Here is a 15,659-nt window from a genome sequence, read left to right on the forward strand (position 1 = left end):
GCCCAACTGGACCCGGCCGCTAGCGTCATCGAGGTGACCTGGACGGAGCCCGCCACCTGGCACGCCAACCTGGCGTCCTTCTATGTCGCCGCACCGGCCTTCATCACCGGCCCGGACGGCAAGTTGCTGCTCGTCAAACCGAATCACCGCGACCACTGGTCCTTTCCCGGCGGCTACGTCAGCGAAAATGAATACCCGCACGAGGCCTGTGACTCGTCCGTCGCCCACCAGCTCAAAAACCTGATCAAGGTGTAGCTCCGGACGGTGAAGCCGGGATCAGCGTGACCCAGGTAGGCCGACAGCGCCTGATGCTCTCCGCGGCGTCCAGGAGCACCGAGGCGTGGGTGTGCCGGAGCACATGCGTCCGTTGTGCCGATCGTCAGGGATGCCGGTGGCACGGATCGCGGGCCCCAGACGCGGAGTTGAACAAGGGAAAACCCTGGCCTCGCCAAGGGCCAGAGCAGCGTTAGCTAATCTGCAGGCGGGAGCGGATAAATCAGGACGTCGTTCAGCGTAATCTCAACTTTCAATTCGGATGGAACATTCGCCCGAATCTCCTGGGCGAGCGTCGGCATTTGAAGCCCACGGCCGTGAATTATGCGAGGTTGCCGACCGGCGGTCCTAAAGGTGCCCGTTGGTTTTGCTCGCATGAAGATTGAAATTTTAAGGCGCTTCAAGGTTGGCAAGGAACGAAGAGTCTGCACCGTACCCGACACCACCTGGGCAGACCCGTATTCATGGCCGGCGGCAATCGTCGCCTCGCGTAGCTCGTCGTCCGCTATGACGGTTCGAAGAAGCGAACCGTCCGCTGTGCCATCTGGGTCCCCCTACCTCGGCCGGCATCGACTAACGGTCAGCCAGCCCTCGGGCTTACACCGCGTAGTGTGCCCATCGATACTTGGTAGCACGGATAGGCAAGTCGGTGCTGTCCCAGACCTTCGAGCCAAGCATAGTCGCGTGTGGCGTACTCATCCGCTGCCTGCCGGCGTCCGAGGGCCGTTACGAGGAGATGTGCAGCGAGCAGGGATAGCCCGGTGGTATGGCTGGCGTAGCCTCGTCGTCATGGCAGGTCGCTGGCATCCGGAAGACGGACCCGAGGGGTTCCTGGGAGCAACTACGAACCAGGCACGACTCGTGCTCGATGTCGAAGAGGGCTCGGCCACCTACGAGGCGGGTTGCGACTTCCAAGGGCTGGCCATGCAGGCCATGGCGGCGACTCCCAAAAGCGAGTACCTGCCCGAAACGCCAACCGCGCTGAACCTCATCTGGGGAGCACTGACAGATGAGATGGACGCTCCTGGGAGGGGATCGCCGGAGCAGGACGCCGCTGCCGTCCGGCACATGAGGCAGGCAGCAACCGAATGGCTTGCGGTCGTAAATTCGCGAGCTGACAGGGCTTCCTACCTAGACCGTTGGCTCCACGATGAGTGCGGCTATCAGCGGAGCGCCCCCGAATCACCGATCTCACCACCGCCCCGCATCAACGCAGCCGGGTAACGGGACGGGATTCGCTGGACCAGCCATTTCCCGCCGGCAGGGGCTTGACGGGAGGAGCGGCCGCCGGTCGGCATCCGGCGGCCGCCCCACAACCGATCAGCTGGCGTACACCTCCAGCGCCGACAACTGCCCGGCCGGCCAGCCGGTGTTGCCGGTCACGGTGATACGCACATAGCGGGTCTGCGCGGCCGAGAACGTGAGCGCCACCTGATTGCCGCTAGCTGGGTCGAACGTCCGCCCCGCCGAACCCGACAACGTGCCGAAGCTCCCCCCGTCCACACTCCCCTGCACCGCGATGGTCTGCGTCCGACTGCCCCAGGCCGACGACGGCGGCAGCTTCAGCACCACCCGCCCGACCGTGCGCGCGGAACCCAGATCGACCTGCACCCACTGCGGAAACGCGCTGTTGGCGCTCTCCCAGTAGCTGTTCGCGTCACCGTCGACCACGTTGCCCGACCCGTAGCTCTGGACGTGACTGCTCTCCGAGGTGGACCGACCCCGGGCAAGGTCCGCGTTGGCCGGGGCGTCGGTAGTGACCGTGACCGCGGAGGACGCGCTGGAGCTGTTGCCGGCCGCGTCGCGCGCGGTGACCGTGAACGTGTACGCGGTGGACGCGCTCAGCCCACTCACGGTCGCCGTGGTGCCGGTGACGGTGACGACCACGGTGCCGCCCTGCCGCACCTGGTAACCGGTCACCCCGTTGTCGTCCGTGGACGCCGTCCAGGCCAGGGACACGCTCGTCGAGGTCTTGCCGGTCACGGTGAGGCCGCTCGGCGTGCTCGGCGGGTTGTCCGTGGTGCCGCTGGCGGCGTACACCTCGACCTGGGCGAGTTGCGCGGCCGGCCAGCCGGTGTTGGCGCCGATGCTGAGACGGACGTAGCGGGTCGTGGTGGTCGGCAGCGTGCGGGTGACGGTGTTGCCGTTGGCCGGGTCGAAGGCGAACGCCGAGGCCCCGGCGATGGTGCTGAACGATCCACCGTCGACGCTGCCCTGCACGGTGAGGGTCTGGGTACGCGCGCCCCAGCCGGCGGGCAGCCGTACCACGAGCTTGTTGACCTGGTGGCTGGCGCCGAGGTCGACCTGCCACCAGTGCGGGAACGCGCCGCCGCCGCTCTCCCAGTAGCTGCCGGCATTGGAGTCCACCGCGTTGCCCGACGGGAAGCCGCCGCCCTGGCTGCTCGCCGAGGTTGACTTGCCGGCGGCCAGGTCCCCGCCGGTCGGGGGCGGGGTGCCGGTCGTCGGTGGGGTGGGGCGGACCGCAGTGAGCGCGAGTTGGCCCTTGAGCATCCGGCCACCGTCGGCGGTGATCCTCAGGTAGTAGTCGGAGGAGCAGGCCACGCCGTCCTCGTCCAGGGCGCGGATGTTCGCGCCGGCCGGGGTGGTGGCCTGGGTCTCGGACGTCTTGGCGATCTGGTTGCCCTCGTTGTACTCGTCGAACATGGACACGTACAGGCCCTGGGAGCCGAGCCGGACCATGTTGTAGATGTGCCGCCAGTAGAAGTCGCCGTGGCGGCGGTGGCCACCGGCGAGGTCACCGGGCATCACGCAGGGCAGGTAGTCGATGCCGCGCGCCGCGCAGTCGGCCATGTCGCCGATGTTGACGTTGTTGTAGTACGAGTCGAGCCCTTCCAGGGTGTCGGTCCGGTAGACCATCCAGGGCGAGATCGCGTTGAAGGCGTGGTAGACGTCGAGGAAGCCGGGGCGGGAGTCCTCTCGGCCGAGCCGCCACCAGGTGGGCACGCCACCGATGACGTAGCAGCCCTGCGCCTTGAACCAGTTGATGACCTCCAGGCAGGGCCCGGGGGTGAAGGGTCGACTGGACTCGCTGAAGCCGAAGCCCCAGATGCAGACGACCGGCTTGCCGTTCTGCCGGGCGTACGCGCTGGACGCGGTGTGCGTCGACATCTTCGTCGTCCAGTCGGTCTTGATGTCCGACTGCATCGTCAGCCAGTCGGTGACGTCGTACATGATGTAGAACTTGCGGCCGTGGCGCTCGGCCGCCGAGCGGACCTTCAGCGTCATCGCGTCGCGGGTCGGCCCCTCGTCGCCCGTCGGGTTGAAGCGTTGCAGGGCGGCGGTGTCGCAGCCGTACTCCTGCATCCACCGGAAGTGGGTGTCGACCGTCTGCTGGTCGTAGGAGGAGAAGAGGGTGGCCGGCGATCCGTTGCCCAGGTTGGGGTACGCGGTCGGGTAGCTGCGTGTGTACTCGCGCATGTCCGGCCAGGACACGATCGTGGTGTTCGCGGGCGAGGGCGGCTGGAACCGGTCGCGGCTCCAGTGCCACCAGCCGCCGATCGGCGCGGAGTCGCCGGGGGCGCTGAACCAGCCCTGGTAGCCGACGGTCACCTTGCCGACCACGTCCCCGGGGGGACTGGCGGCGGAGGCGGGGCTGGCCAGGGCGGTGAGCAGCTCGGTGGTTGAGGCGGCGGCGAGGGCGGACCCACCCAGCACCGACGTGACGAACCTGCGGCGGGAGACCGCCATGTGGACCACTCCTTCGGGACGGAAGGCATTGACGGCCATCGTGGCAGGAGTGGTTGCCGCACCGCAAGAGTACGACTGATCGATGAAATTATTCGTCAGCGCAGCGGAAGTAGTTGAGCGCCCCGCCCCGGGGATATCGAGGGGCGGGGCGCGAGCCGTTCAGGCCGAGAAGTTGCGGAACAACAGCGAGGCCAGGCCGAGCGCCAACGCGAGGTTGAAGACTGTGGCACTGGCGAACACGGCCACCGGCCGCCACCCGGCCTCCCGCAGGGACGCGACCCGGACCTCCAGGCCGATGCTGACGAACGCCAGGATCAGGAACCAGACGCGCAGGTCGTTGACGATCGCGATGGTGGCCTTGCCGTCCGCACCCGCCCCGTCGAGGTACCAGGTGGCGATCACCGAGGCGGCGATGAAGCCCAGGACGAACTTCGGAAACCGGGTCCACAGCTCGCGCAGGCCCGGCCGTTCCGCGCCGGGCCGTCGCTCCACCCGCAGGGTGAAGTACGCGGTGAGCGCGACCGCGACCACGCCCATCAGCGCGTTCTGGGTGACCTTGACGATGCTGGCGATCTGGAGCGCCTCCTCACCGGCGATCGCCCCGGCGGCGGTGACCGCGGCGGTGGTGTCGATGTTGCCGCCGATCCAGGCGCCGGCGACCGCGTCGGACAGCCCGAACACGTCGGCCAGCCAGGGCAGGATGAAGATCGACGGCAGCGCGAAGATGATGACCAGGCTCGCCGTGTAGGCCAACTGTTCCCGCCGCGCCCGTACCGCGCCGGCGGCGGCGATCGCCGCGCTGACCCCGCAGATCGACACCGCCGACGCGAGCAACGCGCGCAGCTTGTCCTCGAGGCCGAACCTGCCGGCCAGCCACCAGGTGAAGAAGAAGACCCCGCTGATCAGCAGGATCGCCTGGGCGATCGCCGGGCCGGCGGCACTGGCGATGACGGCGAGGTTGATCGAGGCCCCGAGCAGCACGAGGCCGGTCTTGATGAAGAACTCGGTCCGGAACGCGGCGGCGATGCGGTCCCGCCACCCCAGCAGCGTGACGGCGACGTTGCCCAGCAGACCCAGCAGGATGGCGTAGACCGGGTACTCGATCGCCGCCCCGATGTCCTCGACGGCGGTGCCCTCGGCCCACCCGGGGACGTTCTGCTCCAGATAGCGGGTGAGCGCCGCGAGACCGAGCACGATCACCAGGCCGAGTGCCGTCCAGGCCCAGAACCGACCATCGCGCGCCCTACGGGTGGGGCCGGCCGGGTCCACGGTGGTGGGTGGGCCGCTGGCCGGGGCCGGCTCGACGGCGTCGCCGGTGCCCGTCGCGTCGTCCGCCCGGGTCGCGTCCGTGGTCATCAGGGCACCAGCCCGGCGGGGATGGCACCGAGCAGGACCAGGGCGAGCAGCGCCAGGCCGAGGACGGTCGCCACCCAGTCCTCGTTGAACGCGAGGCGGGACTCGCCCGCCGTCGGTCGGGTGGCCGGTGATTCGTCGGATGTCATGGCGTACCTCCATGGGTGTGAACCGATCCGGCCGTGCCGGATCGGTCGGAAGTGCGGTGCGGTGCCTCGCCGGCGCGCAGGGGTGACGGTTCGACGCGGGATGCGGCGGTGCGGCAGGAGAGGTGCGGTGGCGCGGTGCTCAGTCGGTGGCCGGGGTGCCCGGACAGAGCTCACTGGCGGTCCGCATCAGGTCGACGACCCGACGCGAGGTGAGGAACGGACCGACCGGCATTCCCGCATTTTCCTACCTACGGGATAGGAATTCAAGACCGTCGACGCGGATTCTCCACCACCGCACCGCGCGGCGTCACCGACGACGAGGCCGGAGCCTCGCCGGCTCCGGCCCCGTCGGTGCGCCCGAGATCGGTCATGACGTGGTGCAGCCGCACACCCGGTCCAGCCCCGGCATCGGGGTGAGCTCGACGGAGGACGGAACCGCGGTCATGCACCGACCTCATCCCGATCGGACGCGAGGGCCGTCTCCACCGCGTCCGCTGCCGCTCGGCGCCCACCGGCGGCCCGCACCTTCGCGGAGGCGGCGCGCAACCGCTCGCGCATCGTCGGATCGTGCGCGAGGTCGCGCATCCTGGCCACGCCCTCGTCCCCGCTCGGGGCACCGCCGTCCGGGAGGTTCACGCCGAGACCGAGGGCCTCGACCCGTGCCGCGACGAGGTGCTGCTCGCTTGTGCGCGGCGCACACACCATCGGGACGGCGAACCAGAGGGCCTCCATGACGCTGCCCATCCCGGCATGCGTGACGAAGAGGTCGGCCTGTGCCAACGCGGCGAGCTGGTCGACGTGCTCGTGCGCTTCGACCCGGTCGGGCACCGTCCCGAGAGTGGCGACCGGGAACCCGCCGGTGGACACGAGCACCCGGTGGTCCGGCGCCGCGGTGGCCACGGAGCGGACCAGTGACCGTACCGCTTCCGGCTCGGCCGCTGCGGTGCCCGCGCTGACGTACACGAGCCGTTCGTGCCCCGCGGGTCCGGTGCCGAGCCGCGAGCCCAGACACGGTCCGACGAAGTGGTGGTCCGTGCCGAACTCGTCTCCGTTCCACTGGAACCAGCGCGGGAGGAACGCGACCGATCGCCGCTCGCGCGCCTCGGCCAGATCGCGGACGGTGCTGCGCTCGACTCCCCAGCGCGCGGCGAACTGGTCGAGCTGGTCCTGCAACGGCGTAAAGGCGGGATGTGCCGGGTCGAGCACGCTCGTCTGGCCGGTGGCCGCGGCCAGCGACCAGGCCGGCCCCTGGGCGAAGGACGGGAACAACGCCACCGCCGGCCGGTCGAGCAGCTGCGCCAGCGCGCGGCCGGCCGGGTGGGCGGCCCGGTCGTAGAGCAGGACGTCGGGAACGTCGCGGCCCAGGACGGAGATGACCTGGGGTACGACGGCGGCTGCCTCCGCCAGCAGTACGAACGGCAGCCACACCGCGAAATCGCTCGGCGGCGTCGACGACGGCCGCGCGACGAGCGTCGACTCATAGGTGACGACGTCAGCGCCGGCACGGCTCGCCGCAGGTGCCGCGACGTCCGGGACGAAACAGGTGACCCGATGCCCGCGCTCCCGCAATTCCGTGATCACGTCGAGTACGGGAAGCAGGTGCCCGGTGGCCACGACGGCGAGGACGGCGACGTGCGCGCCGATCGTCGTGCTCACGCGCGCAGCCCGTGTCGGGCGGTGTACCAGAAGAACCAGGACAGCAGCCCGGCGAGCATGACGACGTACTGCACGTTGGTGACCGTCGCGACCGCGTCGAGGTCGATCACCGAGGCGATCGCGACGCGGACCACTGCGTCCAGCAGCAGCACCACGCCGACCACCACGCTCACCAGGCGCAGCCGGCGCCGGAAGACGGGATCGTCGATCCAGCGTCGCTGCCACGCCGCGGCTCCGGCATCGCCGACCTTGGCCGTGGCGATGACCGTGCCGAGGTGGAGCATGAACGGCCGCTTCATGGTCAGCGACAGCAGCACCCAGGCGCCGAGCAGGCCGGTGAGCCATCCGTCCTTGATGTAGAGCAGGCGGGCGTCGCCGGTGACCACGCTCAACGCGCCTCCCGCGACGAACAGGCTGACGACCACGAGGCCGGCGACGTCGACCCGTCGGCTGCGGGCGGCGACCAGGGCGGCGTTCGCGGCGGGGACCGCGCCCGCGGCGAGTGTTGCGGCCAGCACGTCGGCGCCGATGGCGCGGAGCGCGTAGTAGACGACAAGCGGCAGGACCGCGTCGACGACGACTCGTCCGACCAGAGCGCGGCGCGCACCCCGTCTCACCCGCACCTCGGCGGCGTCTGTCGCGTCCTTCGGGTCGTCGTCGACCAGCCTCACGAGAGCACCTCCCCGAGATCCCCCGAGGTCGGGTCCACGGTGACCGCGCGATCGAAGATCGCGCACAACTCCTCCGCGTAGGCGGCCAGGTCCATCCCGTCTCCGCGGGCGAACCGCTCCACAGCGGCATCGACAGCGGCGCGGACCGTCACCGCCATCACGACCGGGTCGAACCGGCGCAGCTCCCCGGACTCCTGACCGGAGACGAACAGCTGCGCCAGCAGCACCACCGGCACGTCCTCGCGAAGATCCGCGTCCGTCGTGTCCCGGGGCAGGTTGCGGGCGATCTCGACCGCGGCACGCGCGTACGCCGGTCGTTCGCCGAGAAAGCGGAAGTTCGAGCGCAGGTACGCGGCGAGCTTGCCGCGCGCCGACGCCTCGGCCTCGATCGCCGGAACCATGAACTGCTGCGCCCGCTCACCGATGTGGCGCAACGCCGCAGCGACCAGCTCCTGCTTGGTGTCGTAGTGGTACGTGATGAGCCGCGTGCTGCTGAGTCGCGCCGTCTCGACGATCCGCGCGAACGTCGCCCCCGCGTAGCCGTGCTCGGCCAGCAACTCGACGACCGCCTCCAGAATCCGCGTCTTCCGATCGAGCTCCGGTGTTATCTGCATGGATAAAATAGCAGCACATGGCAGCCCTCCGCGTCAAGCGAAGGCGTTGCCGTCTAGAGGTCGGTCAGGAACTCGTCGATCATCGGGGCCAGCCAGTCGGCGCGCTGCGGGATCGAGGTGTGCGTGGTGCCGGGCAGAATGGCCAGCCGGCAGGCCGGCAGACCGGTCAGGTCGCCGGGCACCGCGCCGCCGAGCAGTCGGAACATCAGCACCGCGTGCTCCGGCTGGACGATGTCCGAGTCGGCCAGCACGATCATCGTCGGTGCGGCAAGCGCACGGATCTGCTCGGGCGTCCACTGCGGCAGGTTCGCGTCCAGCGCCTTCATCTTGGTGACCAGGTTGGCCCACCCCGCCGGGTCCGGCGCGGTCCGCAGGTACTCCTCGTGGAACTCCGAGCCGTGCAGGTGCTCGGGTTGCAGGTCCTGGATCCCGTCCAGGAGCCCGGGGTGCAGGCCGTCGTCGTCGAAGCTCACCGAGGCGAGCACCAGCCGCCCGACCCGGTCGGGGTGATCGGTGCCGAGGCGCAGCGCGACCGCCGCGCCCATGCTCCAGCCGAACACGTCGGCCCGCGCGATGCCCAGCCGGTCGAGCAGTTCCACCACGTCGGCGGCGAAGTGCTCCACGGTCAGCGGGCGGTCGGTGTCCGGCGTGCGGCCGTGGGCCTGCAACTCGACGGCGAGCACCTGTCGGGTCTTCGCCAGCAACGGCAGGATCGTGCCGAACGAGGTGCCGATGCCGGAGAGCGCTCCGTGGATCAGCACCAGGGGGCGGCCCTCGCCGTTGCCATGTGTCTCGTGGTAGATGTCCATGCCCACACGGTGCGCCAGCGCGCTTACGGTCCGCTTTCGATCCCCTTGTCGAGGCTGGACGGCGGCTGCCGTGCTCAGGCAGCCGGGTTGAGTTCGGTACCCGTCTGGAGCTGGATGAGGTCGGTCGGGGTGACCACCTCCCACGGCTCGCCGACGGTGACCTCCTCGCCGGGCCGGTCGAGGGCGTCGCTGATCAGATCGTCGATCGGCGGGTAGGGGTTGTGTCCGCCGCGCCACGGCTGCGGGGTCAGCGCCGGAACTTCCGACGTGGCGAGGTACCGGCCGATGACGTGCTCGTACCCGGCGCGCACCGGCACCATCACCCGGACGGCGCCGGCCTGCAGGAACACCTGGTGCAGCGGGTCGGAGCTGGTCCGGGTTCGCAGTGTGGCCCAGCGGTCCCGGCCGGCCCACTGGTACGAGTAGCACAGGTAGCTGATCTTGTCCCACTCGAACAGGTCTTCGCAGAACTGGATGTGGTCGGCCTCGGCAACGAGCTCCAGCCGGTCGATCCGCGGCGCCTCGTCGGCCGGGAAGTCGAGCGAGCCGTACAGGTCGAACTCCTGCCCGGTCAGCAGGGACTGGCAGGCGCGCTTCAGCTCCAACTGCTCGACCAGCCGCAGAGCCGAAGCCGGCTGGTCGGCCCGGTAGGCGTTCCGGGCCTGCCGGCGGGCCTGGTCGTTGTCGTAGGCGGTGCGCTGGGCGAGGTACCCGGCCCGGATCGCCTCCCAGGCGCGTAGCTGCCACGCGGTATACGCGGCGGTGGTGCGCTCGCAGCGCACCCGCACCACGACGGTGAGCCCGCCGCGCTGGTCGGCGCTGATCCCGATCGGTACCGGCCCGGGGATCACGTGGTCGAGCGGGACGACGTGCTCGCCGTCGTCGGTGTCGTTGTCGACGATCCGGTCCTCGCCGATGGCGATCTGCACGGCCTGCGGCGGGCTGCCCTCCTCGGCGCTGTACTCGCCCTCCTCCAGCGACCAGGTGACCGTCACGTACGCCTCGGTGGCCGCGTACCCGGCCGGCACGGCGACCTCGCCGGTGTACGAGGTGTACCCCCACTCCGGCTGCGACTTGTCGGTGGAGTTCTTGCTGTACTCGAACGGCCGGGCGGCCGGGTCGAGGAACGTGGCGGTCGCGAAGATCTCGAAGTCCGGCGGCGGCTCGACGCCGAAGATGTCCCAGCGGGCGGCCTTGTCGGCGTAGTTGTCGTCGTGGAGATCACCCACCTCCAGGAACCAGCCCGGCGGCTCCGGTACGGCGCCCAGGCTGCTGGTCTGCTCCGCCTGCTCGGCGAGCCACACCAGGGTCGCGGCCGGCTCCGGAACGATGAACTCCAGGATCAGCCGCTCGCCGTAGTTGTACACCTGCGCCTGGTCGACCTTGTTCAGCCACCGGTAGATCCCGGCGATGTTCGTCACGCCGTCGGCGTTGTCGAACCGGTGCTCGTTGGTCTCGGTGACCCGGGTTCTGCTGGTGGTGGTGCGGCGCTGCGAGGTCTCGGTGCGCAGCAGCTCCGAGGCGCTCTCGGCGAGCGTCTTGGCGTACGAGACGGCCGAACTCATGCTGGTCTCGGTGGTGTTGGAGCGGTCGGCGTTGACCTCGATACCGGCCTGGATCGGCCCGAACCCGCCGGAGACGCTGACCCCGAGCGACGTCGAGGTCTGCTGGGTCGCCGCCGTCTGCAGCGCCCGATCCAGGCTGTTCTGCTCGGTGGACTCCATCTCCTCGGTGGACTCGGCGATCGTCTGGCTGGCGGTGGTGACGGTCTCCTTGGTGCTGGCGTCGACCGTGTGCACCCGCCCCCGGACCTCGCTGGCCAGCACGTTCTCGACGTGCGAGATGTCGGCCGCCTCGTAGCGCAGGTGCGTCGTGCGGATCAGCATGAGGTCGCCGCGGCCGGCGACGCGGGCGTACGCGTCGAACACCGGCACCTTCGGCGGCAGGTAGGGGACGGTGTTGCCGTTGCCGGGAATCGGATTGCCGGGGCTCGGGTCGACGTCCGGGATGCCGGTGGCGGTCCGGGCCGAGGCGCGGCGGCGGGCGTCGTCGCGCTCGGCGTCGAAGACCCGCTGCAGCCCGCGCAGCGTGGTGGCGGGTGGCGCGCCCAGCTCGTCGGCGGCCTGCGCGGTGGCCTCGATTGCCGCGCCGAGGTCGGGGAAGCCGTCGGCCTGCAGGTCCCGCAGCGTCGGGTTGGGCCGGCCGGTCACCCGGGCGCGGGCCAGCAGCCGCCGCACGGTACCGCCGAGTTCGGCGAACCGGTCGGCGCGCTCGGCGTTCGGGTCGGCCGGCCGCTGCGGCGACGCCGGAGGATCGGGCAGCACCAGGTCCCGCCCGCCGAGCAGGGCGCGCACCAGGCACGCCTCCTGCGCCGCCGAGCGGGCCAGCCGCAGCAGCGTCACGCCACGCAGTACCCGGACCAGCGTGTCGGCCAAGGGCTGCTTGCGAAGCCGTAGGAACCGGCCGAGCACGAGCACGTCGACGGCCCAGGCGGTCAGCCGGGCGACCGCGGTGCGCAGCTGCTCCCCGCCGATGTCCCGCTGGGCCGCCCAGCCGGTGAGGGCCTCCCGCAGTTGCCCGACGGTGAGCCGGGCGTCGACTCCGGCGCGGCGCAGCAGCAGCAGGGCGAGCCGGGCGGTCTCGTCCAGCAGCTCGTCGTGCTGCGCCAGCAGTGCCTCGAGGAGCTGCTGGGCGGCGTCGCGGTCACCGGAGGTGATCGCGTCCCGGACCGGCCCGCTCCAGTCGTCGCGGAAGTCGACGAGCGGACCGGTGGTCTTCGGGCCGGTGGTGCAGGCGTCCTCGTCCGGCCCGCCGACGCGGCGTAGCTGGACGAAACGCACGGTGGCTTGTGCCGGTGTGGTCATCGGATCGTCCTCTCCACCCGGCGGGGTGGTCCCGCCGGAGACTTGCGATCAGATCGTGGGCAGTAGCAGAGCCTTCGGCATGCCGTACGCGATGAGCTGGGCGTTCAGCCGCCTGACGAGGTCGTTCCAGTCGGCCTGGGCGCCCGTGGTGGCCCGCAGGGCGGCCTGCCACTCGTGCTCCTGCAGGGCGGCGGTCAGCTCGGCGAGGGTGTGCTGGTCGAAGGCGACGATCGGCTCCTCCGCCCGGGCCAGGTCGCCGAGCGAGAACGCGCTGAGCGGGTCACCGCTCTTCGAGGCGTAGTCCGCGGCCCGCGCCGCCAGGTCGTACTCCTCGGCCGCGGCGATGGTGGCCACCGCCCGGTTGCCGTACCGGTCGACACGGGTCGCGCCGCCGAACATCCGTCCGGCGACCAGATCGGTGCGGGCGTGCGCGTACGGCGAGAGCAGCTGCAGGTTGCCCGGCTCGGACGCGCCGGTGAGCATGGACAGTCGGCTGCTCCAGAAGTCCTCGGCCTCGGGCAGCTGATCGCCCAGCCGCCGGACCCAGCGCTGCATCTCCCGGATGAACCGTTGCGGCCTGGCGTGCTCCCACTCGTACACCACGTCCCGGACGTCGATCGCGTGCGGCAGGCCGAGCGCCATCTCGAACAGCTCGTCGCGGGAGAACCGGTAGTAGGGGTCCCGGCCGTAGCGGGTGCTCAGATTGGACGGGTCGCCGGTGCGCCGGGCCGCGTCCGAGCCGTGGGACTTCCACAGCCGCCGCAGGCCCGCTTCGTCCGCGTCGAGGATCGCGTCGTCGCCGAGCCGGGCGGCCAGCTCCCAGCGGGCCTGCGACCGCGCGCGCGGCCGGGGCGGGCCGCCGAGGATCTGGAACCGGTACGCCGGCCCTTCGCCGGTCGAGATCATGTGCGCGATCTGCACCTCGGACATCAGCAGGTCGGGGTCGTAGTCCCAGCCGTGTAGCACGTCCCTGCTCTCCAGCCCCAGCTCGTTGAAGAGCTCCTTGCCACGGGCGGTGAGGGAGATGTCCCGGCCCCACGCTCGGCCGGCCATCACCGTGCCGATCGCGCGGTGGCCGCGCGCGGTGACCACGCTGCCGTAGGCCGGGTAGCGCAGGTCGCTTCCCACGACGATCGGCGCGTTCATCGGCAGGACGTTGAGGTTCTCCGGCAGCTCGACGTGCAAGCCGGTCTGGTAACGGTAGGCGGCGTAGGCGACGCCCCCGTCGAACGGGGTGGGGACGGCGCGGAACTCGCGGTACACGTCCTGCAGCGCCCGAACGTACCGGGCGGAGTCGACGGTGCGCAGCATTGTGGCCGAGGCATGGCCGAGCAGATCGTCGATGACACCACGGAACAGCGAGTCGAATCCGCCGCCGGCCAGGTACTCCAGCAGGGTCAGGTTGGGGTCCGCCTCCCGGGCGGCGACGAACCCGTTCTGCAGGTACCCGGAGCGCAACGCGATGCCGGAGCGGTCGATCAGCTCGGTCGGGTCGCGAACGAACGCGGGCAACGGTGGCGGTGCGCCGTCCGGCATGCCGGACGGGAACTGCCGGGTGAGGCGCTGCTCCGGGATGAGCAGGCCCAACTCCTCGAGCATCGACATCGGCCGGGTCATCGGGCCGCCTCGGGGAGCGTGTGGACGAGCGCCTCGGCGACGCGCGCGTCCACCGGCTGGACGGCCGCGGCGGCGCCCCGCAGGCGGTACAGCGGGGTGTCGCCCAGGGTGAGCACGCGCCGCGCCGTCGTCAGCAGCGTCCCGCCGACCCGTTCAGCGATGTCGGGCAGCAGCACCCCGCCCAGCGTGAGGGCCGCCTCCAGGCCGGTCATCGGCTCGCCGTACAGGTTCCGGCCGGTGAGCACGTAGGCGGCGACGCTGCCGAGGTCCTCCAGGTCGTACATGTTCTGCACGATGGGGATCGGCACGAACTGGCCGAGTGTGTGGATCACGTGGACGATCTCGGCGAGCGTCGCCGGCCGGTCGGGCAGCACCGCCTCCGGCACCAGCGTCTCGTCGGTGATCTCCAGCGGTACGTCGTCGAAGTACTTCTCCTCCCGCGCCCGGTACTCGACGATGCCGCTGATCGCGTCCGGCCCCTCGGCCGCGGCGTTGCCGACGGGCAGGTCCAGGAAGACCTCTACCCCGGGGGTGTGCACGACGGAGAGCCGGAATGCCGCCCGGCCCTGCTCGGCGGGGACCGGCCGGTCGGTCGGCTCGCCGTCGGCGTCGAGGTGGTCGAGGCGGTACGCGAAGCGGTCTTCGGCGCTGGCCGGATCGACCCGGATCCGGATCGGCAGCGGCGTGGTGTCCGGCAGCCCGCCCAGCCACTGCACGTACGAGTCGTACATGTCCTTGGCCAGGGCGAACAGGGCGGCGTCGAGGATCGTCGCGGCCGTGACATACCAGGCTGGCTGCCACGACCGTTGCACGCTCGGCGCGCTGCGCTGGTCGGGCTTCACCAGCAGCAGATCGATCCCGTCGGCGCGGACCTGGTGCGTGGCGGTCGCCAGCGGGCCTCCGCCGAGGTCGAAGCCCGCAAGGCCCTCGAAGCCCGCAAAGCCGCCCGCGTCGGGTTCGCCGCCGCCGGCGTCGGGTCCGGCGCTGGCCGCGGCGCGCATCGCCACGGCACCGGCGACCAGGTCCGCCTCGGCGGCCGGGACGGTACGCAGCGGTTCGCCGAGCGGCGGCACCGTGCCGGGGTGGCGGTGGCGTTCGAACTCGAACGACAGGGCCTGGTCGCAGGTGGTCGGCCCGTCGCCGATCACGTACGCCGCGCGCAGCGTCGTCAGCGCGGCGGTGCTGAGCAGCGGCCGGGCGGAGTAGGCGACGCCGGGCGCCGCCGCCAGCCGCAGCCGCAGCGCGCTCCAGTGCACCAGCGGCGTGGATCCGGCCCGCGCCTCCTCGATCAGGAACCCTCGTGCGGGCCTGAACGCGTACCCGAAGGGCAGCGGCCGGTACGCGACGGCCTCGCCGGCAACGGTGACGCTGCGGTACGCGCCGTCGATCGGGTTCTCGACGGTCAGTTCGAACACCAACGGCTGGGCCGAGTCCAGGTCGGTAACGAGGATCTCCGGCGGGTCCGGGCGCCGGTCGGCGTGCGCCGCGGTGGCCGCCTCGTAGCACCAGCCGGGCAGGTAGCTGACGGTCAGCGTGGTGGCGTCCCGGAACTGGACGTGCAGTACGTTGCCCATCACGTCGATGCACACGAAGACCGGGTCGGCCGGGGCGCCGCGGTACACCTCCAGCCACCGGCCGTCGCCGGCGGGCCGGGCGTCGAGCGTCAGCCAGGCGTCCTCCAGCACGCCGCGCAACGGTCTGGCCGCCTCATCCGCGGCCGAGAGCGCGCCGCTCTGCCCTGTTGCCATGGCGGAAGGCTAGTGGCACGCGTCACACCGGGACTGTCAGCCATCGGCCATCGACGTGAAGGCGTCAGGACGGTGCGACTCGCTGCCGATTCCCGGATGACCACGAAGGCGGTTGCCGCACTAGACGAGTAAGTCCTAACGGCCCTGGGTGGTGGAGATAGACGAAGGGTGTTGAGGATCAGTTTGTGACGACCGAC

General features: G+C 70.8%; 11 protein-coding genes. 1 reads left to right on the plus strand and 10 read right to left on the minus strand.

Annotation, left to right across the window (positions count from 1 at the left end; all coding sequences use genetic code 11):
• Positions 1-33: 33 nt before the first annotated feature.
• Positions 34-255 carry an NUDIX domain-containing protein gene (locus ACPXBU_RS20685; RefSeq protein WP_425759245.1) on the plus strand — a complete coding sequence of 74 codons (222 nt, stop codon included), beginning with the start codon at positions 34-36 and terminating at the stop codon, positions 253-255.
• Positions 256-1,593: 1,338 nt separating this feature from the next.
• Here ACPXBU_RS20685 and ACPXBU_RS20690 read toward each other — a convergent pair.
• The 10 genes from ACPXBU_RS20690 to ACPXBU_RS20735 all read right to left on the minus strand — a co-directional run bounded on the left by ACPXBU_RS20690 (position 1,594) and on the right by ACPXBU_RS20735 (position 15,462).
• On the minus strand, positions 1,594-3,981 hold the full coding sequence (locus ACPXBU_RS20690; protein ID WP_425759246.1) for a discoidin domain-containing protein: 2,388 nt from the start codon (positions 3,979-3,981) through the stop codon (positions 1,594-1,596).
• 159 nt (positions 3,982-4,140) lie between these two features.
• The gene (locus ACPXBU_RS20695; protein WP_425759247.1) at positions 4,141-5,337 is read right to left on the minus strand and encodes a YeiH family protein; all 1,197 of its coding nucleotides are present in this window, start codon (positions 5,335-5,337) and stop codon (positions 4,141-4,143) included.
• On the minus strand, positions 5,337-5,483 hold the full coding sequence (locus tag ACPXBU_RS20700; RefSeq protein ID WP_393371359.1) for a hypothetical protein: 147 nt from the start codon (positions 5,481-5,483) through the stop codon (positions 5,337-5,339). The genes ACPXBU_RS20695 and ACPXBU_RS20700 overlap by 1 nt, the downstream gene beginning before the upstream one ends.
• 441 nt (positions 5,484-5,924) lie before the next feature.
• Positions 5,925-7,139, minus strand: a complete 1,215-nt coding sequence (locus ACPXBU_RS20705) for a nucleotide disphospho-sugar-binding domain-containing protein (protein ID WP_425759249.1) — start codon at positions 7,137-7,139, stop codon at positions 5,925-5,927.
• Complete coding sequence (locus ACPXBU_RS20710) at positions 7,136-7,810, minus strand: VC0807 family protein (RefSeq protein WP_425759250.1); 675 nt, start codon at positions 7,808-7,810, stop codon at positions 7,136-7,138. Before ACPXBU_RS20710 ends, ACPXBU_RS20705 begins: the two co-directional genes overlap by 4 nt.
• Entirely contained in the window at positions 7,807-8,424 is a 618-nt protein-coding gene (locus ACPXBU_RS20715; RefSeq protein WP_393371368.1) for a TetR/AcrR family transcriptional regulator, read from the minus strand. Before ACPXBU_RS20715 ends, ACPXBU_RS20710 begins: the two co-directional genes overlap by 4 nt.
• A 53-nt stretch (positions 8,425-8,477) precedes the next feature.
• Positions 8,478-9,233 carry an alpha/beta fold hydrolase gene (locus ACPXBU_RS20720; RefSeq protein WP_393371370.1) on the minus strand — a complete coding sequence of 252 codons (756 nt, stop codon included), beginning with the start codon at positions 9,231-9,233 and terminating at the stop codon, positions 8,478-8,480.
• Between the two features lie 74 nt (positions 9,234-9,307).
• On the minus strand, positions 9,308-12,097 hold the full coding sequence (locus ACPXBU_RS20725) for a hypothetical protein (protein WP_425759251.1): 2,790 nt from the start codon (positions 12,095-12,097) through the stop codon (positions 9,308-9,310).
• Positions 12,098-12,145: 48 nt separating this feature from the next.
• Positions 12,146-13,714, minus strand: coding sequence for a hypothetical protein (locus tag ACPXBU_RS20730; protein ID WP_425759252.1), 1,569 nt, complete (start codon positions 13,712-13,714; stop codon positions 12,146-12,148).
• Positions 13,711-15,462 carry a hypothetical protein gene (locus ACPXBU_RS20735; protein ID WP_425759253.1) on the minus strand — a complete coding sequence of 584 codons (1,752 nt, stop codon included), beginning with the start codon at positions 15,460-15,462 and terminating at the stop codon, positions 13,711-13,713. The genes ACPXBU_RS20730 and ACPXBU_RS20735 overlap by 4 nt, the downstream gene beginning before the upstream one ends.
• Positions 15,463-15,659 lie beyond the last annotated feature (197 nt).

The organism is Micromonospora sp. DT231 (assembly GCF_049847025.1).
Classification (GTDB): Bacteria; Actinomycetota; Actinomycetes; order Mycobacteriales; family Micromonosporaceae; genus Micromonospora.

Bases quoted from the DNA above. Each gene is read 5' to 3' on its own strand.
- ACPXBU_RS20725 (WP_425759251.1), bottom strand. From the start codon at position 12,097: ATGACCACACCGGCACAAGCCACCGTGCGTTTCGTCCAGCTACGCCGC.
- ACPXBU_RS20720 (WP_393371370.1), bottom strand. From the start codon at position 9,233: ATGGACATCTACCACGAGACACATGGCAACGGCGAGGGCCGCCCCCTG.
- ACPXBU_RS20730 (WP_425759252.1), bottom strand. From the start codon at position 13,714: ATGACCCGGCCGATGTCGATGCTCGAGGAGTTGGGCCTGCTCATCCCG.
- ACPXBU_RS20690 (WP_425759246.1), bottom strand. From the start codon at position 3,981: ATGGCGGTCTCCCGCCGCAGGTTCGTCACGTCGGTGCTGGGTGGGTCC.
- ACPXBU_RS20715 (WP_393371368.1), bottom strand. From the start codon at position 8,424: ATGCAGATAACACCGGAGCTCGATCGGAAGACGCGGATTCTGGAGGCG.
- ACPXBU_RS20735 (WP_425759253.1), bottom strand. From the start codon at position 15,462: ATGGCAACAGGGCAGAGCGGCGCGCTCTCGGCCGCGGATGAGGCGGCC.
- ACPXBU_RS20700 (WP_393371359.1), bottom strand. From the start codon at position 5,483: ATGACATCCGACGAATCACCGGCCACCCGACCGACGGCGGGCGAGTCC.
- ACPXBU_RS20695 (WP_425759247.1), bottom strand. From the start codon at position 5,337: ATGACCACGGACGCGACCCGGGCGGACGACGCGACGGGCACCGGCGAC.